This is a genomic window from Paenarthrobacter sp. NPDC092416, assembly GCF_044755025.1.
GTDB lineage: Bacteria > Actinomycetota > Actinomycetes > Actinomycetales > Micrococcaceae > Arthrobacter.
Map to the genome: position 1 here is coordinate 126,425 of NZ_JBIVQG010000006.1, position 19,872 is coordinate 146,296.

A 19,872-nucleotide genomic window follows, 5' to 3' on the forward strand; every position below is an offset into this window, starting at 1 on the left:
ACCCGTCTAACATCAATATCTACTCGCCTTGATACCAAACTGATATGGTGCGCAGATGGACCTCCACCATCTCAAGTACTTTGTGGTGCTCTCCGAGGAGCTTCATTTCGGTCGTGCGGCGCAGCGTCTCCACATGGCCCAGCCGCCACTTTCCCAGCGAATCAAGGACCTGGAGAAAGAACTCGGGGTGCAGTTGTTCCATCGGCGACGCACCGGCGTCGAGCTGTCCGAAGCCGGGGCTCTGCTTCTGGAGCACGCGCGCGGGGTTCTGGATCATGTGGCCATGGCGCAGGAGTCGATGCGGCGGATCCGCCCGGGCGCTTCGGGCATCCTGCAGGTGGCGGTGCCGCCGGACACGAATCCAGTTGCGTTGTCCACGATGGTGTCTTCGTTTAGCTCGCTTGCCCCTGACGTTCTGTTGAACCTGCACGAGCTCACCACCGTAGAGCAGGTTGAGCGATTGCGCGACGGCGAACTGGACGTTGCGGTGGTGCGTCACCCTTTGAGCAGCGTGGGTTTCGCGTCGGGATCCCTGTATTCGCGGGCGCTGGGTGTGGTGCTGAATGCTTCGCATCCACTGGCTGCTTTGTCGTCTGTGCGGCTCGGCGATCTGGCCGGGAATCCGTTGATCATCTTCCCGCGCCACATGGCTCCTACGTTGTACGACTCGTTCCTGCACACGTGCCGCGACGCCGGGTATCTGCCGGCCGCCATTGTCCACGCACGGAACCAGCACTTCACACACGGACTGATCCTGGCCGGCCGGGGTGTGCACTTCAATGAGGAGCCGTGGACGCCTCTTCCCGCTGGAATTGTGTGGCGGCCGCTGGTTGGTGACCCGTTGGCTTGGCGGACGTCGGCACTGTGGTTGAAGAGCCGGAGGTCAGCGGAAACGGATGCGTTTGTTGCGGCCGTGGGGGCGGGGTTGAGTGCGGGCGGGCATGGGTAGCTGACCGCGTTTGCAGTCCACCCCTTGAAGGTCTTCGCGCCTGAAGCGTAACCTGCACGCAGAGAAGCGACACTGCAGGATTGGCTAGGAGCACGGCATGAATTTGCTGAGCCAGATACTCGCGGGATCCACCGGCCTCGCGCTGATCAGCGTTGGCATCCTGGAGATCTTCTTCCATGGCGATCAACGTTTCCACCGGATCTTCCTGATCAGGCCGGAAGACGTGCGTGCAGTGCGGATGTGGGCGATGAACGTTGGCGCCTACAACATCACCTTTGGGTTTGGAATAGCCGTAGGTCTGTGGCTGGTGAACTTCTCTGGCACTCCGGCCAGTGGGTCGGCGATAGTGATCTTCTGCTGCGCCTGCCACGTCTTCCTTGGTTTCTGGCTGTGGGTAACGGAGAAGCGCCTTCTGGTCAGCGCCATCGGCCAGGCGCTCTTTCCCGGACTAACGATCGTCTTCTACATTCTCTTTCGGTAGAAGGGGTGCCGGCCGGATCCTTGTAGCGGTATTTTTCGTTGCTTTGCGTTAACAGCGGCGCCCGTAAGGGGATCCACTTGCGTACACGGTTATCAGAGCGCGAGCGGAATCCAGCCGTCACCCCTAGTGTGGGTTGATAGAGGCAACCTAGCGGGATTGGAAGGGCTCGGATGCAGAAGGAATTCAGGGGAGGGCTTGCTCTCCCGGGAAAGTTCCGGGTCGGTACCCCGTGGATCCTTCTCGTCCCGACAAAGGAGCGGCTGGAGTTCCGGGCGCGGCGTGGATTGGGCAGGTTTTTCGGCCCATGGAGGCTGGAACGGAGTGAGGTCAGGCTCGTATACCGGACGATGAGGGGCCTCGATACATCTTACGGTTTAGGCTTCCTCCGCACGGACGGAACCTGGTGGACATTCTGGACTTACCATCCCAACGAGGTACTTGATTTCCTTGAGGAGCTTGGCTACCCAATTGATCCCAAAACGCGTCACGGGCAAGGTCGGTTTGTTGCCCGTTAAGTCACCGACACTGGACCCATAAGGGGATCCTCCTCCGGACATCCTTGCGTGCATCTGTTTCCGAGAACGCGGACGGCGTGTGCTTGCATTAGACATGCCATCCGGAATGAAACTACACCCAAATTTGAGTCGTAATGACTTGGCTGACTTCATCGATCAATTCAGGCAGTCGCTGAGTCAAGATCCTGCAAATTGGGAGAATAGCGACCTCGAAAGCTTCCTGCAGGCGTTGTCAGCTTGGACACGTGACATGGATGGCTACTTCGCCAATCTTGGGGAGCCAATTCCCGACGTCCCTTCGTGGCGACTCATCGCCCAGATGCTACTCGCGGCCAGAGTGTATGAATAAGACCTGCGATTCTAGCGCGGTCTTTCTACGTCCTGCCCAATGCTGCCAAAGCCTCGATCCGACCGGCCGTAAGCCGATCGTTTCCCGTGGCTACGAGAAAAACTGTTCGTACTGCGCTTTCATCTTCGGTCCAAGGAGAAGAACAACGCCAGCTCCTAGCTCCGAGGGCAAAGGGAGGTGTTCGATGAACGAGACTGCGATGACGTTGTCAACGTCGTCCATCACATGTCCCAGACCCGCGAAGTGAACCTCCAACCACGACAAAAGTTGCAGAACCCGAAGGGGGTTGGAAGCCTGCTCCGCCACTACCCATCTGCAAATATCGGCGATCAGCAAGTGCGGCAGAAGCTCCCCGTCGTTATCCTCCAGATGCTCCTCATAGCTCGGCCGGAGATTCGGATGATCGGCAATCAGCTCGCGCATGAATTGCCTCGAATCTCGATTGCTCATACTGGTTCATCACATCCGTCGTTTCTCGCACGTGCCTTCTGGTTACGCACGCTCATGATAAGGGTGCCATGGCCAGAGGTTTTCGGAATGGACCCCGCCCGTACGCCGGTCCCTCACCGGGACGGCCGCAGACGTAACACTGGGACCATGGCGCTAGCTGGATTTCCCAGCCCAGAAGTCCCTTGCTTCTTCACTGACCGCGTCGTAGTTGGGCAAACCTTGCAACACTTCATTTGCTGTGGGCGAGTCTTCCGCTGCGATCTCGCTCCAGACTTTGAGGTCGCGACGCTTCCTGGCCAGTTCGCGGGGATGCTCTTCGTGTATGCAAACCCCGGCCAGGGCGATTGCTTTGTCGATAAGCATGCTTGCGCCGCTGGGTTGGGTCGGCCCGTAATACAGAATCCAAGATGCACCGGTCAAAGTCATTTGAAGTGCGTCCCTTGGAGCGGATCGGGCCCATTCGGCGGCGGATTCTTCCCCATATGACTTCAGAGCAGCAACGATCATTCCGCGTCGAGTAGGACTGTGCCCGGATCGCTTGAGTAGACCGCGCTGCAGGGAACTTCATGCCCGCGCAGGCGATCGATGTAGAAATCTATTCTGCTTATCAAGTGTGTGGCTGTGAGTTTGAACCACGCAGGTGCGCGCGGGGCTGCATAGAACGACGCCCCAGGAGTTACATATGCCTCGTCGTGGCGGCGTCTCTCTTAGCTCCTCAGGCCGCCAGCCAACCACTCCTCCGGACGTTGACGCAGGGACACCAAGGCGAGGGCGTACAGCAAGCCGCGGGCCACTCCGAACAACCAAGGAAACGGTAGGTCGAAACCCAACCAGAACACCGCTTCCACAGGGAGAAGGGCCAACCCAAGAACCAGCCCGGACCTACGCCCCCTCCATGCCAGCCAAGCCGCCCACGACGCTGCCAGGACTACGACGAGGAACACCATGAGCAGCGTCACGAAGGCCCAGCTTTGCAGGCCATCCCATGGACCCGCGTACATCGGGAACAGGTCCATGAACATAGGCAGGTACCCGTTTTGGAGGAGATGGATGCTGACTGGGATCGCTGGAATCCCGAACGCTGCAGCGTAGATCCAGGTCAGCACGGCCGCCACACGCGCTTTCCGCATAGCCTTCCCCGCTTCGGCAATCCCTGTTGAATCCGGCTCATACTGGATCCGGATAAAACCAGTGTGGAACAGAGCATTCACCGGCGGAAGTGGCTATCTATAGGTCGGCCATTCATACGGAACAACAACGTGAGCGTTGCCTTCATAAAGGACTGCGCCGGCGGGGCGCGCCTCGTGTCGATCCCACGAGGCCCTTTAGAGGAGTGCGGCAACCTTTTGGGCAGTCGCCTTGGCCGATCCCGGGTTCTGGCCAGTGACCAAGTTGCCGTCCGCGATGGCGTAGGAGACGAACGGGAGTAGGGCTTTCTCATAGAGTGCTCCGCGTTCTTTCATCTCCTCCTCTGCGTTGTACGGCACGAGCTTGTCGACACGCGCCAGCACTTCTTCCTGCCACGCGAAGCCAGTGACTTTCCGGCCTTCCACAAGGAGACTGCCGTCGGAAAGCCTGACGTTGAGCAAGCCGCAGTACCCATGGCAGACCGAGGATACGATGCCTCCTTGTTCCCAGATGTCACGGGTGATCTTCTGCAGTCCTTCACTGTCAGGAAAGTCGTACATGACCGCGTGGCCCCCGGTGAAGTAAATGGCATCGAAATCGGCCGGGTTAATGCTCTCAGGACTGGCGGTATTTTCGAGAAGTGCCATTCGGGACGGGTCGGTGTGCCACGACTTGGCTGCCTTGTCGTAGCTCGGGAATTTCAGTGAGCGAGGTTCCAAGGGGGAAAGTCCGCCTTGAGGGCTGACGATCGCTTGCTCATAGCCGTGCTCTTCGAAAACGGCCCAAGCATGAACCAATTCGGACAGCCACAGGCCGGTCTGATGGGACGGGTCATCGTAGTGGCTGACGTTGGTGACGGCGTGCAGAATGCGTTTGGCCACGGTCGTTTTCCTATCCGGTCAATTAGTTGTGGTTGAGGGCGAAGACCGCTGCAACGGCCGACTGCACGCGCGTCGCAATCTCGGCCTTGGACTGCGGCTGCAGCTTGCCGTCGAGATGAAGGAACGCCAGGCCGTGCGCCATGCTCCACAGCGCGAGGGACAGGTGAGAGTTGTTCGCCCCGGGTAAGAGCCGCTCGATTGATTGGTTCAACATCTCGTGAAGCTGCTCCGAAGCCTGCACGCGTTCACTGTCCCTCTCGTCGCATTCGTTGCCGAACATCAACCGGAACACGGCCGGCCGCTTCAAAGCGAACCCGACATAGGCCACTCCGAGTGCCGCGATCACCTCCTCCGGCGCCGCGGTCTCAGCCACGTCCGTCAACGCAGCCTCAAGATCCGCGCGGAGATCCTTGAATCCCTCAACCGCAACCGCAGTGTCGAGCGCTTCCCTGTCTGCGAAATGCCGGTAGGGAGCGGTGGGAGATACTCCTGCACGGCGGGCAACGGCCCGCAACGAGAATGGCTCACCCGCTTCAAGGCCCTCGACGGCGGCGGCGATCAGGGCCGCACGAAGGTCGCCGTGGTGATAAGGCTTTACCGATGTTGACACTGCTAACTTCCCCTCGTACACTGATGTAAGCAGTGTAAACATATCGCACTGGGAACCTTAAGTCACCTATTCAGCGAAGGTCGAAAATGCAGACAATACTGGGCGCAAGCGGCCAGATAGCGATGGAACTCGCCCGGGAGCTTCACCGCAACCACACCCGGGACCTGCGGCTGGTGAGTCGCAATCCCCGCAAGGTCAACGAGTCAGATGCACTGGTGAAAGCGGACCTGCTCGATCCTTCCCAGACCACCGCGGCAGTTGAGGGCAGCGACGTCGTGTATTTCACCGCCGGACTTCCGGCGAACACACAACTATGGGAGCAGCAATTTCCAACCATGCTCCGCAACGCGTTGGACGCATCCCGGGCTACTGGCGCCAAATTCGTCTATTTCGACAACACCTACATGTACCCGCAGGACGACCGCATCCAGACCGAGGAAACCCCATTCGTTCCCAACGGGCGCAAGGGCAAGGTCCGTGCAGCCATGGCATCCATGGTGCTTGAGGAGATGGCCCGGGGCGACATTCCCGTCCTCATCGGCAGGGCTCCCGAGTTCTACGGGCCGGGCCGGACGCAGAGCTTCACAAATGCCCTGATCATCCGCCCCCTGAAGGCCGGCAAGAAGCCCCGCATCCCGGTGCGGGATGACCGGGAGCGGACGCTGATCTGGACCCCAGACGCCAGCCGGGCACTTGCACTTTTGGGCAATACCCTGGACGCTTTCGGGCAGACCTGGCACCTTCCGGTCGCCGAAGAACGGCCGAACTACCGGGAGTTCGCCATCATGGCCAGCGAAGCGTTCGGCCAGGACCCCGGCTACACCGTCGTTCCCCGATGGGTTCTCAATGCAGCTGGCCTATTCTCGCCGCAGGTACGGGAACTCAGAGAACTTCTGCCTCGCTACGAGCACCACAATCGCTTCGACTCCACAAAGTTCGCCTCGCGCTTCCCCGAGTTCACCGTGACGCCCTATCGGGACGGACTCGCCATCATCCATGCGGAAGACAACGTAGTTCGGGCTAGCTGACGCCAACCCGTTCCCGAACCGCCGTCACCATGCTCCTGTTCCTCGCCGACTCTTCGACGGCGGTCAACACTCGCTGGATGTGGAGCCCGTCGTCGAACGACGGCGACGGTGCCTCACCGTCGCGAATAGCAAGCAGGAAGTCCCGGATCTGGTGCGTGAACGTGTGCTCCCAGCCGATGATGTGACCCTGCGGCCACCACGCACCAACGTACGGATGCTCGGGCTCATTCACCAGAATCCGCCGGAATCCCTGCTCCCGTACAGGAAGCGTAGCGTCCAGGAATCCGAGCTCGTTCAGGTTCTCCAGATCAAACGTCAGCGACCCTAGCGAACCGTAAATTTCGATCTTGAGCGAGTTCTTTTGGCCCGTGGCCACCCGGGATGCCTCCACCGACGCGCTGATGTTTCCCGTCATGCCAAGAGTGGCCCACGCGGCGTCGTCTACTGTCACTTTCTCCAAACCGCCAGGACCGGGGCGCTCGGTGACGAAAGTCCTCAACGTTCCGGTCACCTCAGTGACGCTCTGGCCCGTGAGGTGCTGGACTTGGTCGATGGCGTGCGAGGCAATGTCGCCCAGCGCCCCGGAGCCAGCCGTTTCCTTCCGAAGCCGCCAGCTCATGGGGGTGTCGACGTCGGAAAGCCAGTCCTGCAGGTAGGCGGCACGGATGTGCCGCACAGTTCCGAGACGTCCCTCGGCAATCAACTCGCGGGCCAATGCCAGTGCAGGCACGCGTCGATAGTTGAACCCGATCATGGACTTCACTCCGCGAGCCTGAGCCGAGGCAGCCGCGTCAGCCATCAACTCAGCCTCACCCAAAGTGTTGGCGAGCGGCTTTTCCACGAGCACGTGCTTGCCCGCCTCCAACGCGGCGATGGCGATTTCGGCGTGCATCCAGCCCGGCGCGCAGATATCCACGATGTCGATGTCGTCCCGCGAAATCACCGAACGCCAATCCGTGGCGGATTCGGCCCAGCCGTACTTGGCGGCAGCCTCTGCAACCAAGGCGGCGTCCCGGCCAACGAGCACCTTCTGCTCGAAGGCCGGGACGTCGAAGAAGCTGGCCACATTCCGCCACGCATTCGAGTGGGCCTTCCCCATGAAGGCGTAGCCGATCGCGGCCACACCCAGCGTGCGGCCAGCGGGAAGAAAGGAAGTGGTCATGGTCAAGCTCCTTGAAACGAATACGGAAGAGGGTGCCTAGGCTTCTTCGAACCATCCCCGGGCGGGGTTGGAAACCTCCGGCGCCTCCCGGAAAACACCTGGCTGGGCCACCCAACCAACGCCGTTGGCGATGATCTTCTGGATCTGCGGCTGGTGGTACACCGGGTATTCCTGGTCGCCGGGGCTGAAGTAGAAGATCCGGCCCTTGCCCCGGGAGAATGTCACGCCTGAGCGGAACACCTCTCCCCCGGTAAACGAGCTGATGAAGATCAGGTCATCGGGTTCCGGAATGTCGAACAGCTCGCCGTACATTTCCTGCTTGGGGATGACGATGGGGCTTTCGATGCCAGCCGCGATCGGGTGCGAAGGCTTGACCGTCCACACGAGCTCGCGTTCGCCCTCGTTACGCCACTTCAGGGAGCAAGTGGTCCCCAACAATCGAGTGAAGACCTTGGCGAAGTGCCCCGAGTGCAGGACTACCAGTCCCATGCCACCTAGCACGTGTCGCTGTACGCGTTCAACTACTTCGTCGCCGACTTCCTGGTGCGCGATGTGCCCCCACCACAGCAGCACGTCGGTTTGCTCCAGGATTTCCTCGGAGAGCCCGTGCTCGGCGTCGGCCAGGGTTGCCGTGGAAATTTCGGAGTCCGGGTAGTAGGCGCGGAGCCCGGCAGCAATGGCGCCGTGGATCCCTTCCGGATACATCTCGGCCATCGTAGAAGGCTCGTTGCGGGCCTCATGCACGGCCTCATTCCAGACAACAATCTTGAGTTTTGAATCAGACATTTCAGAGCACCACTTCACGTTGTTCGAGGGCGGATTTGTAGCAGGCATCGAGTACCAAGGCACGGCTCAGGGCAAGCGACCCGTCGTGGCTTCCCCACACGGTCTCGCCACCGCGCACGGCGGCGACGAAATCGTCGACGACGGCCTGGTGGGCTCGGCCGGGTTCGGCCACCACCTCGAAGTCGGCGTTTTCGCCGTCCTTCTCGGTGAAGATGTGGACGTCCGCGACGGGGTTCTCAGAGGCGCCGACAGAGCGCAAGTCCGCTCCGCCGTCGGTCCCGTAAACAGTGAAGTCCATCAAGTCCCGCTCGTCGCGGTAGCTGGCCCACCCTGCTTCGAGGATGAGCGTGGCGCCGCCTTCCAGGCGGATGAAAGCGGACGCGAAGTCTTCCACTTCAAACTTGTGGCTGGAGTTCGAGGCGGTGTAGCGGGCGTTGCCGCCGAGGCCGCGCGGACCAAGTTCAGAGTGGGTTGAGGCCGAGACGGCCAGGACTTTCGGCTCGCCCAGCAGGTGCAGGGCATAGTCGAGGACGTGCACGCCGATGTCTGCCAGCGGACCACCGCCTGCGAGTTCCGGGTTGGTGAACCAACTGCCGAGCATTGGAATGCCTTGGCGGCGGAGCCAGGACGCCTTGGCGTAGTACGGGCGACCCAGTGTGCCGTCGTCGATCACTTCCTTCAGCGCCTGGATGTCGCCGCGGCGGCGGTGGTTGAACGCAACGTCAAGGACACGTCCCGCCTTTCGGGCGGCGTCCACCATGGCTTGACCTTCGACGGCGTTGCGCGCGATTGGCTTCTCGCTCAGCACATGCAGTCCTCGCTCAAGCGAAGCAATCGCGATCGGCGCGTGCAGAAAAGTTGGCACGGCGATGCTGACGGCGTCGAGCCCTTCGACCTCAATCATGTCTTCCCAGCGGGCGAAGGCGTGAGGAATGCTGTATTCCTCCTTCATCTGGGCAAGGAGTTCTGCTTCCATACCTGCGACGGCGACAATTTCGACGCCGTCAATTGTGCTGTACGCCTTGAGGTGCTGCTGGCCGGCCCAACCGATGCCCACAACTCCCACCTTGAGGGTTGCGGACGGGGCCTGCTGCTGAATGCTCACGTTGTTCCTGTTCTTTCTGGGTTTTCGTAGGAGTTAGTGGGTGGTTCTTGCGTTCCGTGTCGCCGCCCGGCTTAGCCTTTGACGGCACCGGCCGTCATGCCCGAAACGATGCGCTTCTGGCACACGAGCACCAGGATGACGAGCGGGACGGTGATGATCACGGACGCGGCGCTGATGGTGCCCAGTGGCTGGTCGAACTCGCTGGTTCCGCTGAAGAACGCAATCGCGACCGGGACTGGGCGGGCCTCCGGCGAGGTGGTCAGGGTGACGGCCAGAAGGAACTCGTTCCAGACCGAGATGAAGACCAAGATCGCTGTGGTGGCGAGGCCTGGGACCGCCAGAGGCAGGATGACCTTGCGGAAGGCTGTGAACGGCGTGGCGCCATCCATGTACGCGGATTCCTCCAGCTCACGAGGGATCTCCTTGAAGAACGACGTCAGCGTGTAGATCGCCAGCGGCAACGCGAACGTCAACTTCGGGATGATGAGGCCGAGCAACGTGTCGTACAGGCCGATTTCGCGCCAGATGGAGAACATCGGAGCCGCAATGGCGATGGCCGGGAACGTGGTCACCGAGAGGATCAGCGTGAGGATCATCGCCTTGCGGCGCATCTTCAGCCTCGCCAGCGCATAGGCGGCGAAGGATGCGAAGACCAACGCCACCGTAGTAGTCACGACGGCGATAATCACCGAATTGCGCAAAGCCAGGAGGAACTCGGGGTCCTGGAAGACCACCAGGTAGTTCTCGAAAGTCGGCTGGCTCGGGAAGAGCTCGCCTTGGGACAGGCTCGCTCCCTTCTTGAGCGAGGTGTTGACCAGCCAGTAGAACGGGATGAGTGAAAAGCCCATGACGGCCACAACGAAAACCCACACCAGTGGATGCAGTTTCGCTTCGCCCCGCAAGCGACGCTTCGGTGCCTGAGGGCGCGTGGCGGGTTCCGCCGTCGGGCGTTCTGCAGTCAGCGTGCTCATTGTTCCTCCTTGGCGACGTCGCGGATGTTGCCGCCGGCGAAGCGGATGTAGATAACGGAGACAACCATGACGGTCAGGAAGGTCAGGATGGACAGCGCCGATCCTTCCCCCACCAGCCGGTTTTCGCGCAACTGGGTGTAGGCCAACATGGACATGGACTCGGTGCCGTTGGCGCCACGGGTGAGGACGAAAGGCAGGTCGAAGACGCGCAGGGCATCCATGGTGCGGAAGATTGCGGCGAGGACGATTGCGGGACGCAGGAGCGGCAAGGTGATGTGTACGAAGGTCTGCCACTTACTGGCGCCATCGAGCTCTGCGGCCTCGTACGTTTCAGCGGAGATGACCTGCAGACCGGCCAGGATGATCAGTGCCGCGAACGGCGTCGTCTTCCAGACGTCGGCAAACACGATGACGGCCATCGCGTATCCGTGCTCGCCGAGCCAGACGACGTCGCCGCCGGGCAGCCCAAGAGTGGAGAGGACGTTGGTCACCAGACCCATGTTGGGTTGGAACATCGTCTGCCAGGTGATGGCGCTGACCACGGTGACGATCGCGTACGGCAGCAGAACCACGGTGCGCAGGACGGCGCGCCCCTTGAACGCGAGGTTGAGCAGCAACGCCATTGCCGTCCCGAGCACCAATTCCAGCGAGACCGAGAGTCCTGCGAAGAGGAACGTCTGGCCGAAAGCCGCCCACCACTCTTGGCTTGCGAGGGCGTTGATGTAGTTTTCCAGTCCGACGAAACGGGACAGGCCGGCGGTGCGGACGCTGTACTGGTTCAGGGAGAGCCAGATTGCGTAGCCGATGGGGACCGCCGCAACCAGCGCCATCAGGACCAAGGACGGCGCGGTCATGCGGAACGCCAGCCTGCGCTCGGCCCGGTCGCGGCCGCTTACGGCCCTTGCTTTCGGGGCGATTGTTCTGGTGGCCATGGCTAGAAGCTCGCCTTTGCCGCCGTGATTTCCTCGGCCATCTTCTGCACGGCTTCCTCGGTGGAGGCGGTGCCGGAGAGGACGGCATAGACGTTCTTGTAGATCGCCTGCGAAATCTGCGGGTATACCGGGGAGATCGGGCGCGGCTTGGCACCCTTGACGGAGGCGAGGAGTTCCGTTGCGAACGGCATCTTCTGCAGTACCGCTGGGTCGGAGTAGGCGGCCTCGTTCACCGGGGCCTGCGAGTAGTCCATGGCCACGTGCTTTTGCCACTCCGGCGTGGTGGCGAAGTCGATGAACGCGACGGCCGCGGCCTGGTTGGTGGAGTGGGCCGAGATCGCCAGGTTCCAGCCGCCCAGCACGCCGGAGGCCTTGCCGCCTTCCCATGCCGGCAACGGCGCGACGCCGAAGCTGCCTGCCAGCGGAGTGGCATTGAGCAGGCGGAAGACGTGCGGCCAGTTGCGCTGGTAACCGAAGTCGCCGGACTCGTAGGCGAGGCGCGCCGGGTCCTCGTTGTAGGTGAGGACGGCGCGGTCCGCCGAGCCGTTCTTGAGCCCGTCGCTCATGAAATTGAGGACCTCGCGGGTCTCTTCGGAGTCGATTTTGACGTTGCCTTCTTCGTCGAGGACTTCGCCGCCTGCGCTGTAGAGCATTTCGAGGAAGTTCACCGTCAGGCCTTCGTACTGTTTGCCCTGATAGACGTATCCGTTGCCGGGAGCCTTCGCTGCTTCGGCGTATAGCTGCTGCCAGGTCTCGGGCTTGGCCACCTTGTCCTTCTGGTAGTAGACCAATCCGGCGTTGGTGAAGAACGGCGAGGCCCAGTACTTGTCCTGGTACTTGGTGGTTTCAACGGTGGAGGGGATGAGCCGGTCCTTGCTGGCCTCGACGAGCTTGGTCTGGTCCAGCAGCCAGCCTTGGGAGGCGAACTCGGAGGTCCAGATGACGTCGGTCAGGAAGATGTCGCACTCGGTCGACTTGCCTTCGAGCCGCTGCACGGTCTGCGTGCGGGCTTCATCCGTGGTGGCACCAATCTCGGTGTACTTGGCCGTGACCTTGCCGTTGGACTTAGTGAACTCTTCCACCGTGCCCTTGTAGATTCCGGAAGCGTCCTTGCCGCCACACACGTTGATGGCGCCGCTGGCATTAGCGCCCGACGCCGGATCGGCAGCTGCCGCTTGTTCCGCACCTTGGGGCGCGGCTCCCCCGCCGCAACCACTGAGCAGGAGGCTCGCGGCCACAGCCGCTGCTGCTGCGAGGCGCCTCTTTGAACCTGTTGTCTTGGCGTTTCGGGGTGTTGCGGCGTCCTCCTGGAGCGGAGAAGCAGGTCGAATCAAGTCCACAAGTGGCTCCTTTGGGGGTCTGTGGGCGGTGGAGTTCAGGGATGCGTTTTGGCTGTCACGCATCCTGAACCTGGCGTCGTTGCCGATGGTTCGCTTGCATTTTGGAATCGATTCCAAATGTGTTCCAAAAAATCGGCCCTATGGCCGTGGAATCGATTCCAAAATAGTGTGACAGTCACCGCTCGAGGCTGTCAACCCTCTTTCTCTAGGCTTTTGTCGAGTCCCGCACTACAAGCTCGTGCGGAAGGAAAGTCCGGCCGCGGCGATGGGCGCCCGGCACGGTCATTCGTTCCAGGAGTTCAGCGAAGGCCACGCGGCCCATCTCGTAGGCCGGCTGCCGGACCGTGGTCAGTTCCGGGACGCACATTTCCGCCTGAGCCGAGTCGTCGAAACCCGCTACAGCAATGTCGTCAGGCACCCGCAGCCCTGCGTCCGTGAGTTCACGGACGCAGCCCGCCGCGACGATGTCGGTACCGCAAAATACTGCGTCGGGAAGGTCCCCTGACTCCAGCAGTTTGCGGGCAAGACTGCGCCCTGAGTGGAAGCCGAAGTTTCCTTCACCGAACAGGATCCGTTCCGGCGACAAGCCCGACTCAGCTAACGCCCGGCGGAAGCCTTCCTCACGCAGTCGGCCGGAACGGGCTCCTCTATGGGCGAGCATGGCCAGATTCTTGCCGCCGGTGTCGATCAAGTGTCGCGTGATGTCGTAGGCGGCCTGACGGTCGTCGATCGACACACCAAAGGCGGCATCGGCGTCGACGATCTCGCAAACCTGTACGACGCTCAATTGCTCGGCGACCGTATCGACGTCGCTATCTGCCATCGTCGGAGAAAACAGCACCAACCCGTCGACGGAGCCGTTCCGCAGCATGTCCACGAGTTGCTGTTCGCGTTCCAGGTCTCCCGCCGTTGCTGCGATGAGGCTGACGTAGCCCGAGTCCGCGGCAGCGTCGCCGACACCTCGGAAGACCTCACTGATCACGAGCGAGTCCAGGTTCTTGGCGAGGGCCAAAACACGCATGGTCCTATCCCGGCGAAGGTCCCTGGCGGATGCAAGCGGACGGTAGCTGAGCTGACGGATGGCGGCGTTGACCTTTTCCTTGCTCGCCTCGCTGACCGCCGGGCTGCCGTTCAAAACGCGGGACACAGTCCCTACAGACACCCCCGCCGTCTTCGCGACGTCCTGAACTGTCGCTCGAGCCATTCGATCGTCCTTCCGCGAGCAGTGACGATGGTCCTTGCCGCCACGCCACTGCCGTGCCTCACCGGCGTTCCTCAGCATAGCCGGAGAGGCAAAGCGATCCCGCAGTCCTTGCCGGCATCACGTCATGGTCGGAAGCTTGTCCAGGTCCGCGGCATCGTTATCCGGATCATGATCTGAAGAAGGGGCAGTGGCAGCCTTACGATTCGAGCGGCTCGATTCGCCTTGGGAGTAGAACCAGATGGGGATGTAGAGGGCCAGCACCACGAAGCCGAGCCACGTTGAGGTCCAGCCGATTTCCAGGCTGTTGAGGTAGACGACGCCGATCAGGCAGAGAGGGAGGTTGAACAGGCCAAAGATCATGGCAACATGCCGCCAGCCTTTGGGTGCTTTGAAGGGCCGCTCCAAGTTGGCAAAGGTCGAGTGTTTTGCGGCTTTGACATAGGCGAACAGGCTGATGCCGTTGGCGCAGGTGTACCCAATGGCAGCCGCCGCGAGAATTGCAGCGAGGGATCCCATCGAGATCAGGACCATGTTGAATGCTGCGGTGGCGAGCAAGGCGATGAACGGCGTGCCGTGGCGGTTGGTCTTGCCGAAGACCTTGGGGAGATTGCCTTCCACCGACATGGAGTGCATGGCGCGGGAGGAACCAAGGTATGCCGTTTGGATGATCAGGATCATGGCGGCGATCAGCATGATGATGGTGAAGACAGAGCCGGCTTCGCCGAAGACAGCTTGGGCAACTGGGATCAAGGGCGAGATGGGTTCGGCCGTGACGCCGTCAACGCCCAGGACGCCGATCACTGCGGTTTGGACCAGAACGTATGAGAAGAAGCAGATGACGCCGCAGGCAAACAGTGCTTTGGGGACATCCTTGGCCGGGTTTTTGTACTCGGGGCCATAGATCGCGGCCGTTTCCCACCCACAGGCACTCCACTGCGCGATTGCGAAGATGCCGAAGAGAATCAGAATGTGGTGCATGTCCCAGGCCCAGTCTGCCGGCAACCAGTTGCCTACGATGTTGGCCAAGTCAACGTGTCCGGTGGCAAAAGGTGCCGCGGTCAGGATAACGAGCGGTATCAAGGAAACGGCCGCCAGGATGTAACCCAGGATGGCGCCATCCTTCAGGCCAAACCAGTTGACCACGAACAGTCCAGCGAAAATCACCAGGCCGGAAAGCAACGCAAGCTGATACGAGGTAAACATCGCGGCCAGCGCCGGGAACAGCCCGTGCAGGTACCCGCCGACCAAGATGGAGAAGATTGCCAGCACCGGGTTCCACGCGAACCAGTAGCTCCAGGCGCTGAATCCGCCAATCAGCTTGCCTTTGTCATACTTGCCCGCATAGTTTTCGGTGCGAAATATCTGTTGTGCGTAGCCGGGAAGGCCCGAAGCCTTGGGAAAAGCGGTGGCCATTTCAGCGTACGCAGCGTTCTGCATGAAACCCTGGATGACTGACAATCCCCAGATGAGTATTGCCGCAGCAGATAAATACAGCGGGATGTAGCCCAAAGAAGGCAGTATCAACAAAGGTACACCCAGCGAAATGGACAAGCCCTGCTTCCAGTCAATCGAACGTTTTAGATGGTTGACAGATTTCAAACTGTTCTCACTCATAAAATTCTCCTTGAATAGCGGCAAAACCGTATACAACTCTGAGAGTTCAAAGATCCACGGCATCCCGGAGATTAGCTGCGGGGATACCCGGCGAATAAGGCAGGCCTTAGCCTGTCAAGCTCAAAACGTTCGACGGCGGGCTGGGGCGCGGTGAGCGCTGTAGCCTGCTCAGATTTCGAAGTATCGGAAGGAGTGCGACTCCGCACCTTCCGGGTTGGGTCCGTAGACCGTGACCATTCGCGCATAGACGGGAGCCCAGTATCGGCCGAGTTGTCCGGAGTTCACGCGTGCCGAGTCGCCTGGCTTCAGAATGACGGTCTTGCCTTCGCTTTCTACGTGGAGCTCACCCTCCAGTACGAAGTTTGTCTCGGTGTGCGGATGGAAGTCTTCCCAGCCACAGGACGTCAGCTCCCATTCCGACATGACGAAGTCATCCCAGCTGCCGACGGGATCGGCGTTGATAAACCTGCAGTGCAATCGTGGCCATTCAGCCTTCATGGGCTTCATGGCCCTTGTTGGCCAGAGGTCGATCTTTTCCGCTGCTGCAGGTGTCGCAGGCCGAGAGCTGGAGACAGTTGACATGGTTTTTGCACCCTTTCTAAGCCCGCCGTCTGCTGCGGGATGCTACGTGGAATCCGGGTTAGATCGCATCATCGTGACGTGGGTCACGGCGTTGCCAACTTTGACATGAACACACGTTCGAGTCAATGGTTCATCTGAAAAATTGGAAAGCATGACGCTCGAAACCTGATGTAGGAAAAATTTTCATGAACGGTTGACTTGCACGCTTGTTCATGTCACCTTTTTGTTGTGAGCAAGCGTGATTGACATCACGGCACGAGAGCTCAAGCCGGCACCAGATAAGTCTTTCTGGTAGCTAACGAATTTCGACAATTCCGCGGAACCCTACAGGGTGCCGACGTGATCTTTTGTGCATTCTTACCGGCCGAATATCACTCAGTTCAGACAATCAATCTTTTCCAACTTCTAAGGAGAAATCATGGAAACCATGCTCGTAGGAACGCTCAGCAAAGCCGGATCCATTCATAAAGTGGAGGGCGGTTATATCGGTCTGCCGTCGATGAACGAGCCAGGCACCATCGCTGCTATCGGTGACTCTCTCCATAACCCCGCAGGCACGGTCATGAGCGCCGGGTTCTTTGAGCTCAAAGCATCGGAGCCGCTGGTATACACGTACACCTACGACGAGATGAAGGTCGTCATCAAGGGTGAGTTCATCCTCACCGATCAGACGACCGGGGAAACCACGCAAGCGAAGGAGCGCGACGTGCTGTTCTTCCCCAAGGGAACCACCGTCAAGTTCGAGACCCCCGACTATGCCCTGGGGTTCTTCGTTGGCGATCGCGATTTCGCAGCCTAGAGCCTCCGATTGCCGGCAGGACACGTAGCGCACTCATTACGCCGCACGCCGGCGACCGAAAAGATCTATGAGAACAGGAGAACACCATGGCATTGAGAGTCGGAATCATTGGTGCCGGACCCAGCGGCCTGGCACAACTGCGGGCCTTTGAATCAGCACGTCAAAAGGGCGCCGCCATCCCCGAAATAGTGTGTTTCGAGAAACGGGACGACTGGGGCGGGCAGTGGAACAACAGCTGGCGGATCGGGCTGGACGAGCGCGGCGAGCCAGTGCACTCCAGCATGTATCGCCATCTCTGGTCCAATGGGCCCAAGGAGTGCCTGGAGTTCTCGGATTACTCCTTTGACGAGCACTTCGGTCGTCCGATTTCCTCCTTCCCGCCGCGCGAGGTTCTCTTCGACTACATCAAGGGACGGGTGGAAAAGTCCGACGTCCGCAAGTACGTCAGGTTCAACAGCGTTGCCCGCCACACCAGCTACAACGAGGCCACGCAGGAATTCACGCTGACGGTTGAGGACCTCAAAACGAACCTCACCGAGACGCACGTGTTCGACAAGCTGGTGGTTGCCACAGGCCATTTCTCCGTCCCGGCCGTCCCCGAATTCAAGGGCATCAAGACTTTCCCGGGCGAGGTACTGCACGCCCACGATTTCCGGGGTGCCGAGCGTTTTTACGGCAAGAAGCTGCTCATGATCGGCAGTAGCTATTCCGCCGAGGATATCGGCATGCAGGCCCACAAGATGGGCGCTGCGTCCATCACTCTGAGCTACCGCTCGGCGCCGATGGGCTATCACTGGCCGGAGAACACGGCTGAGCGTCCCCTTGTCACGCACTTCGACGGCCGTACCGCCCACTTCAGTGACGGCACGCACGACGATTTTGACGCCGTCGTCCTTTGCACCGGATACCAACACAAGTACCCGTTCCTGCCCAGCGGGCTGTCGTTGAAGTCACCGAATGTGCTGTACCCAGGCGGTCTTTACAAGGGAGTGGTGTGGCAGCAGAATACCAACCTGTTCTATCTGGGCGCCCAAGACCAGTACTACACGTTCAACATGTTCGACGCGCAGGCCTGGTTTGCCCGCGATGTCATGACCGGGAAGATCCACCTACCCTCCATCGCTGAGCGCGAGGCTGACATCCAGCACTGGCTCCAGCGCCAGGCTGCCCTACAGGATCACGACGCAGAAGCAGATTTCCAAACGGATTACCTGCGGGAACTCATTGCCGCCACCGACTACCCGCCCTTCGACTTGGACGCGGTCTGTCAGTTGTTCAAGGACTGGATGCACCACAAGCACGACGACATTCTGGGATACCGCGACATGCTCCACCGTTCCGTCGTCACCGGCACCATGGCGACCAAGCACCACACCCGCTGGCTCAACGCCATGGATGACTCCATGGAACGGTACCTGAACGGCCCATCCCAGGATCTGGACAACCTGTCACCTGACGACCTCAGCGAGACCGTAACCGCCATGTAACCAGCCGTACGTGGCAATACGACTGGGGTCTTCCCCTATGGCAGGCCGCCGCCCTGGCTATCAGGGCGGCGGCCTGCCGCGTCCAAAACACGTTCAGGTCACTCGTTCAAAACAGAGCTGCAAACTTTCGCACTCTCCAAGCCATAGTCTTAAGACGGGGCCCAGCGGGGCCTCATTGGGAAACTGGGGAGTGAGCAATGCGGGTATCCGCAAAAGATCGAAAAGAACAGCTGATTGCAGCAACCGTGGAACTCATGAAGCGTGAGGGTGTTCAGTCCGTGACCATGCGGGCCATCGCCAAGGAAGCCAATGCCCCCTTGGCTACCGCCAATTATTGCTTCAGTGGTAAAGACGAGCTCATGGAGGCGGCCGCCGAGGCCTGGTTGAAGAACCTCAGCGGCTTTTCCGGCGAAGTCCCCGTCGACCTGGGTCTTCGCAAAGCGGTGGAACAAGTAGCCGAAGGGTACTGGCGAGCACTTGAAGAAGAGCCGGCCAGCCTCCTTGCCGAGATCGAACTCATTCTGTGGGCAACTCGCAATGCCCCCCTCAGCCCGCTGGCGGCGAAAATTTATCCCGCATATGAAGTGGAGCTGGGAAACATCTTCTCCTCCGCGGCTCAAAACAATGGCGACGAGTGCCTTATTGGCATCCCAGCGCTCGTGCGGTCTTTCCTGATGATCTACGACGGAGCAACTCTTCAATACATGACAGACCCGACGGCGGCCGACCACCGCGCCCTGTTCTTCATGACCCTTGATGCGCTGCTGACCAAAGCTGGCGTCTAAGAGTCCTCTGCCGCCCGCCTCGGCGACGGAGAGCGCCCACGATCTTCACGACGACGGCCGTCACCGAGGCCGCTGATGCCGGCAGATAGCATGTGCCCATGGAATCCTTCACGTGGGCGACAGCCACGACTAACGACCCCGAAGCAGCCAAAGTGGCCGTTTTGCTTCCCGGTTCGGGCTACCCAGTGGAAGGCCCGCTCCTCTTTTGGGTGGGTGAATTGCTGGGTGAGCTCGGGTGGCATGTCCAGGCAGTCAGGTGGACACCCGACGATTCGCCAAGTGAAAACCCTCATGCATTTGCCGCTAACGCCGCCGAAAGCGCCTTTGCCGCATCCCCTGAAAGCCGTCAACGCCTCGTCGTCGCCAAGTCCTTCAGCAGCTTGTCGATTCCGTGGGCTGAGCAAACCCGAACGCCTGGCATCTGGCTCACACCACTGCTCACAGATGCGCGGGTCAGGAACACCGTTGCCACCACTTCCAAGAATGACCTCTTTATCGGCGGGACAAAGGACAAGCTATGGGACGGAGGCCGCAAATCTGAGACGGCTGGGACATTCCTCGAGGTCCCGGGAGCCGACCACTCTTTGCAGATTCCGAACGATTGGCGGGCATCTCAAGAGGCGCAGACCGAAGTCTTCGGCAGGATCGAGCAGTTTGTCCTCGGCTTGGACGGAGTCGAAGGCTGGATAACTTCCACCACTTAGAAGGTGCGCA

The 19,872-nt window shown here is 60.4% G+C and carries 22 protein-coding genes; 8 read left to right on the forward strand and 14 right to left on the reverse strand.

Features of this window, described 5'->3' with window-relative positions; translation table 11 throughout:
* The first annotated feature begins 55 nt into the window (after nucleotides 1-55).
* The 3 genes from ACIQC5_RS13050 (at nucleotide 56) to ACIQC5_RS13060 (ending at nucleotide 1,945) form a co-directional block, all read left to right on the forward strand.
* A complete protein-coding gene (locus ACIQC5_RS13050; RefSeq protein WP_400282750.1) occupies nucleotides 56-949 on the forward strand; it encodes a LysR substrate-binding domain-containing protein in 894 nt (297 codons plus the stop codon).
* 97 nt (nucleotides 950-1,046) lie between these two features.
* Complete coding sequence (locus tag ACIQC5_RS13055; protein ID WP_400282753.1) at nucleotides 1,047-1,430, forward strand: DUF1304 family protein; 384 nt, start codon at nucleotides 1,047-1,049, stop codon at nucleotides 1,428-1,430.
* 170 nt (nucleotides 1,431-1,600) lie between these two features.
* Nucleotides 1,601-1,945, forward strand: a complete 345-nt coding sequence (locus ACIQC5_RS13060; protein WP_400282756.1) for a hypothetical protein — start codon at nucleotides 1,601-1,603, stop codon at nucleotides 1,943-1,945.
* A gap of 439 nt (nucleotides 1,946-2,384) precedes the next feature.
* On the opposite strand, the gene ACIQC5_RS13065 is transcribed toward ACIQC5_RS13060, so the two are convergent.
* The 5 genes from ACIQC5_RS13065 to ACIQC5_RS13085 all read right to left on the reverse strand — a co-directional run bounded on the left by ACIQC5_RS13065 (nucleotide 2,385) and on the right by ACIQC5_RS13085 (nucleotide 5,363).
* Entirely contained in the window at nucleotides 2,385-2,717 is a 333-nt protein-coding gene (locus ACIQC5_RS13065) for a hypothetical protein (protein ID WP_400282758.1), read from the reverse strand.
* A 180-nt stretch (nucleotides 2,718-2,897) separates the two neighbouring features.
* Nucleotides 2,898-3,170, reverse strand: coding sequence for a hypothetical protein (locus tag ACIQC5_RS13070; protein ID WP_400282761.1), 273 nt, complete (start codon nucleotides 3,168-3,170; stop codon nucleotides 2,898-2,900).
* A 281-nt stretch (nucleotides 3,171-3,451) separates the two neighbouring features.
* Nucleotides 3,452-3,874 carry a hypothetical protein gene (locus tag ACIQC5_RS13075; RefSeq protein ID WP_400282764.1) on the reverse strand — a complete coding sequence of 141 codons (423 nt, stop codon included), beginning with the start codon at nucleotides 3,872-3,874 and terminating at the stop codon, nucleotides 3,452-3,454.
* Nucleotides 3,875-4,069: 195 nt separating this feature from the next.
* The gene (locus ACIQC5_RS13080; RefSeq protein ID WP_400282767.1) at nucleotides 4,070-4,753 is read right to left on the reverse strand and encodes a type 1 glutamine amidotransferase domain-containing protein; all 684 of its coding nucleotides are present in this window, start codon (nucleotides 4,751-4,753) and stop codon (nucleotides 4,070-4,072) included.
* Between the two features lie 22 nt (nucleotides 4,754-4,775).
* Nucleotides 4,776-5,363 carry a TetR/AcrR family transcriptional regulator gene (locus ACIQC5_RS13085; protein WP_400282769.1) on the reverse strand — a complete coding sequence of 196 codons (588 nt, stop codon included), beginning with the start codon at nucleotides 5,361-5,363 and terminating at the stop codon, nucleotides 4,776-4,778.
* A gap of 86 nt (nucleotides 5,364-5,449) precedes the next feature.
* Here ACIQC5_RS13085 and ACIQC5_RS13090 point away from each other — a divergent pair, with 86 nt between their 5' ends.
* Nucleotides 5,450-6,391, forward strand: coding sequence for an NAD-dependent epimerase/dehydratase family protein (locus tag ACIQC5_RS13090; RefSeq protein WP_400282772.1), 942 nt, complete (start codon nucleotides 5,450-5,452; stop codon nucleotides 6,389-6,391).
* On the opposite strand, the gene ACIQC5_RS13095 is transcribed toward ACIQC5_RS13090, so the two are convergent.
* The 9 genes from ACIQC5_RS13095 to ACIQC5_RS13135 all read right to left on the reverse strand — a co-directional run bounded on the left by ACIQC5_RS13095 (nucleotide 6,384) and on the right by ACIQC5_RS13135 (nucleotide 16,087).
* Nucleotides 6,384-7,553, reverse strand: a complete 1,170-nt coding sequence (locus tag ACIQC5_RS13095; RefSeq protein WP_400282775.1) for a Gfo/Idh/MocA family protein — start codon at nucleotides 7,551-7,553, stop codon at nucleotides 6,384-6,386. The two genes, ACIQC5_RS13090 and ACIQC5_RS13095, sit on opposite strands and share 8 nt — an antisense overlap.
* Nucleotides 7,554-7,589: 36 nt before the next feature.
* On the reverse strand, nucleotides 7,590-8,339 hold the full coding sequence (locus ACIQC5_RS13100) for a ThuA domain-containing protein (protein WP_400282778.1): 750 nt from the start codon (nucleotides 8,337-8,339) through the stop codon (nucleotides 7,590-7,592).
* A gap of 1 nt (nucleotide 8,340) precedes the next feature.
* Nucleotides 8,341-9,444 carry a Gfo/Idh/MocA family protein gene (locus tag ACIQC5_RS13105; RefSeq protein ID WP_400282781.1) on the reverse strand — a complete coding sequence of 368 codons (1,104 nt, stop codon included), beginning with the start codon at nucleotides 9,442-9,444 and terminating at the stop codon, nucleotides 8,341-8,343.
* 71 nt (nucleotides 9,445-9,515) lie between these two features.
* Nucleotides 9,516-10,415: a carbohydrate ABC transporter permease gene (locus ACIQC5_RS13110; RefSeq protein ID WP_400282784.1), complete on the reverse strand. Its 900-nt coding sequence runs from the start codon at nucleotides 10,413-10,415 to the stop codon at nucleotides 9,516-9,518.
* Nucleotides 10,412-11,347: a carbohydrate ABC transporter permease gene (locus ACIQC5_RS13115; RefSeq protein WP_400282787.1), complete on the reverse strand. Its 936-nt coding sequence runs from the start codon at nucleotides 11,345-11,347 to the stop codon at nucleotides 10,412-10,414. Before ACIQC5_RS13115 ends, ACIQC5_RS13110 begins: the two co-directional genes overlap by 4 nt.
* Nucleotides 11,348-11,349: 2 nt before the next feature.
* Entirely contained in the window at nucleotides 11,350-12,687 is a 1,338-nt protein-coding gene (locus ACIQC5_RS13120) for an ABC transporter substrate-binding protein (protein ID WP_400282791.1), read from the reverse strand.
* A gap of 205 nt (nucleotides 12,688-12,892) precedes the next feature.
* Nucleotides 12,893-13,891, reverse strand: a complete 999-nt coding sequence (locus ACIQC5_RS13125) for a LacI family DNA-binding transcriptional regulator (RefSeq protein WP_400282794.1) — start codon at nucleotides 13,889-13,891, stop codon at nucleotides 12,893-12,895.
* Between the two features lie 117 nt (nucleotides 13,892-14,008).
* Nucleotides 14,009-15,505, reverse strand: coding sequence for an APC family permease (locus ACIQC5_RS13130; protein ID WP_400282796.1), 1,497 nt, complete (start codon nucleotides 15,503-15,505; stop codon nucleotides 14,009-14,011).
* A 168-nt stretch (nucleotides 15,506-15,673) separates the two neighbouring features.
* Nucleotides 15,674-16,087 carry a cupin domain-containing protein gene (locus tag ACIQC5_RS13135; RefSeq protein ID WP_400282799.1) on the reverse strand — a complete coding sequence of 138 codons (414 nt, stop codon included), beginning with the start codon at nucleotides 16,085-16,087 and terminating at the stop codon, nucleotides 15,674-15,676.
* Between the two features lie 418 nt (nucleotides 16,088-16,505).
* Between ACIQC5_RS13135 and ACIQC5_RS13140 the strand changes: the two genes are divergently transcribed.
* The 4 genes from ACIQC5_RS13140 to ACIQC5_RS13155 all read left to right on the forward strand — a co-directional run bounded on the left by ACIQC5_RS13140 (nucleotide 16,506) and on the right by ACIQC5_RS13155 (nucleotide 19,862).
* The gene (locus ACIQC5_RS13140) at nucleotides 16,506-16,886 is read left to right on the forward strand and encodes a cupin domain-containing protein (RefSeq protein ID WP_400282801.1); all 381 of its coding nucleotides are present in this window, start codon (nucleotides 16,506-16,508) and stop codon (nucleotides 16,884-16,886) included.
* An 86-nt stretch (nucleotides 16,887-16,972) separates the two neighbouring features.
* Nucleotides 16,973-18,373: an NAD(P)-binding domain-containing protein gene (locus tag ACIQC5_RS13145; protein WP_400282803.1), complete on the forward strand. Its 1,401-nt coding sequence runs from the start codon at nucleotides 16,973-16,975 to the stop codon at nucleotides 18,371-18,373.
* A gap of 197 nt (nucleotides 18,374-18,570) precedes the next feature.
* On the forward strand, nucleotides 18,571-19,158 hold the full coding sequence (locus ACIQC5_RS13150; RefSeq protein WP_400282806.1) for a TetR/AcrR family transcriptional regulator: 588 nt from the start codon (nucleotides 18,571-18,573) through the stop codon (nucleotides 19,156-19,158).
* A 98-nt stretch (nucleotides 19,159-19,256) separates the two neighbouring features.
* Nucleotides 19,257-19,862, forward strand: coding sequence for a hypothetical protein (locus ACIQC5_RS13155; RefSeq protein WP_400282809.1), 606 nt, complete (start codon nucleotides 19,257-19,259; stop codon nucleotides 19,860-19,862).
* The last annotated feature ends 10 nt before the right edge of the window (nucleotides 19,863-19,872 follow it).

Excerpts from the sequence above, each read along its gene's own strand:
- ACIQC5_RS13050 (WP_400282750.1), top strand. The coding sequence starts at position 56 with ATGGACCTCCACCATCTCAAGTACTTTGTGGTGCTCTCCGAGGAGCTT.
- ACIQC5_RS13055 (WP_400282753.1), top strand. The coding sequence starts at position 1,047 with ATGAATTTGCTGAGCCAGATACTCGCGGGATCCACCGGCCTCGCGCTG.
- ACIQC5_RS13060 (WP_400282756.1), top strand. The coding sequence starts at position 1,601 with ATGCAGAAGGAATTCAGGGGAGGGCTTGCTCTCCCGGGAAAGTTCCGG.
- ACIQC5_RS13065 (WP_400282758.1), bottom strand. The coding sequence starts at position 2,717 with ATGCGCGAGCTGATTGCCGATCATCCGAATCTCCGGCCGAGCTATGAG.
- ACIQC5_RS13070 (WP_400282761.1), bottom strand. The coding sequence starts at position 3,170 with ATGACTTTGACCGGTGCATCTTGGATTCTGTATTACGGGCCGACCCAA.
- ACIQC5_RS13075 (WP_400282764.1), bottom strand. The coding sequence starts at position 3,874 with ATGCGGAAAGCGCGTGTGGCGGCCGTGCTGACCTGGATCTACGCTGCA.
- ACIQC5_RS13090 (WP_400282772.1), top strand. The coding sequence starts at position 5,450 with ATGCAGACAATACTGGGCGCAAGCGGCCAGATAGCGATGGAACTCGCC.
- ACIQC5_RS13095 (WP_400282775.1), bottom strand. The coding sequence starts at position 7,553 with ATGACCACTTCCTTTCTTCCCGCTGGCCGCACGCTGGGTGTGGCCGCG.
- ACIQC5_RS13100 (WP_400282778.1), bottom strand. The coding sequence starts at position 8,339 with ATGTCTGATTCAAAACTCAAGATTGTTGTCTGGAATGAGGCCGTGCAT.
- ACIQC5_RS13110 (WP_400282784.1), bottom strand. The coding sequence starts at position 10,415 with ATGAGCACGCTGACTGCAGAACGCCCGACGGCGGAACCCGCCACGCGC.
- ACIQC5_RS13115 (WP_400282787.1), bottom strand. The coding sequence starts at position 11,347 with ATGGCCACCAGAACAATCGCCCCGAAAGCAAGGGCCGTAAGCGGCCGC.
- ACIQC5_RS13125 (WP_400282794.1), bottom strand. The coding sequence starts at position 13,891 with ATGGCTCGAGCGACAGTTCAGGACGTCGCGAAGACGGCGGGGGTGTCT.
- ACIQC5_RS13130 (WP_400282796.1), bottom strand. The coding sequence starts at position 15,505 with ATGAGTGAGAACAGTTTGAAATCTGTCAACCATCTAAAACGTTCGATT.
- ACIQC5_RS13135 (WP_400282799.1), bottom strand. The coding sequence starts at position 16,087 with ATGTCAACTGTCTCCAGCTCTCGGCCTGCGACACCTGCAGCAGCGGAA.
- ACIQC5_RS13140 (WP_400282801.1), top strand. The coding sequence starts at position 16,506 with ATGGAAACCATGCTCGTAGGAACGCTCAGCAAAGCCGGATCCATTCAT.
- ACIQC5_RS13145 (WP_400282803.1), top strand. The coding sequence starts at position 16,973 with ATGGCATTGAGAGTCGGAATCATTGGTGCCGGACCCAGCGGCCTGGCA.
- ACIQC5_RS13150 (WP_400282806.1), top strand. The coding sequence starts at position 18,571 with ATGCGGGTATCCGCAAAAGATCGAAAAGAACAGCTGATTGCAGCAACC.
- ACIQC5_RS13155 (WP_400282809.1), top strand. The coding sequence starts at position 19,257 with ATGGAATCCTTCACGTGGGCGACAGCCACGACTAACGACCCCGAAGCA.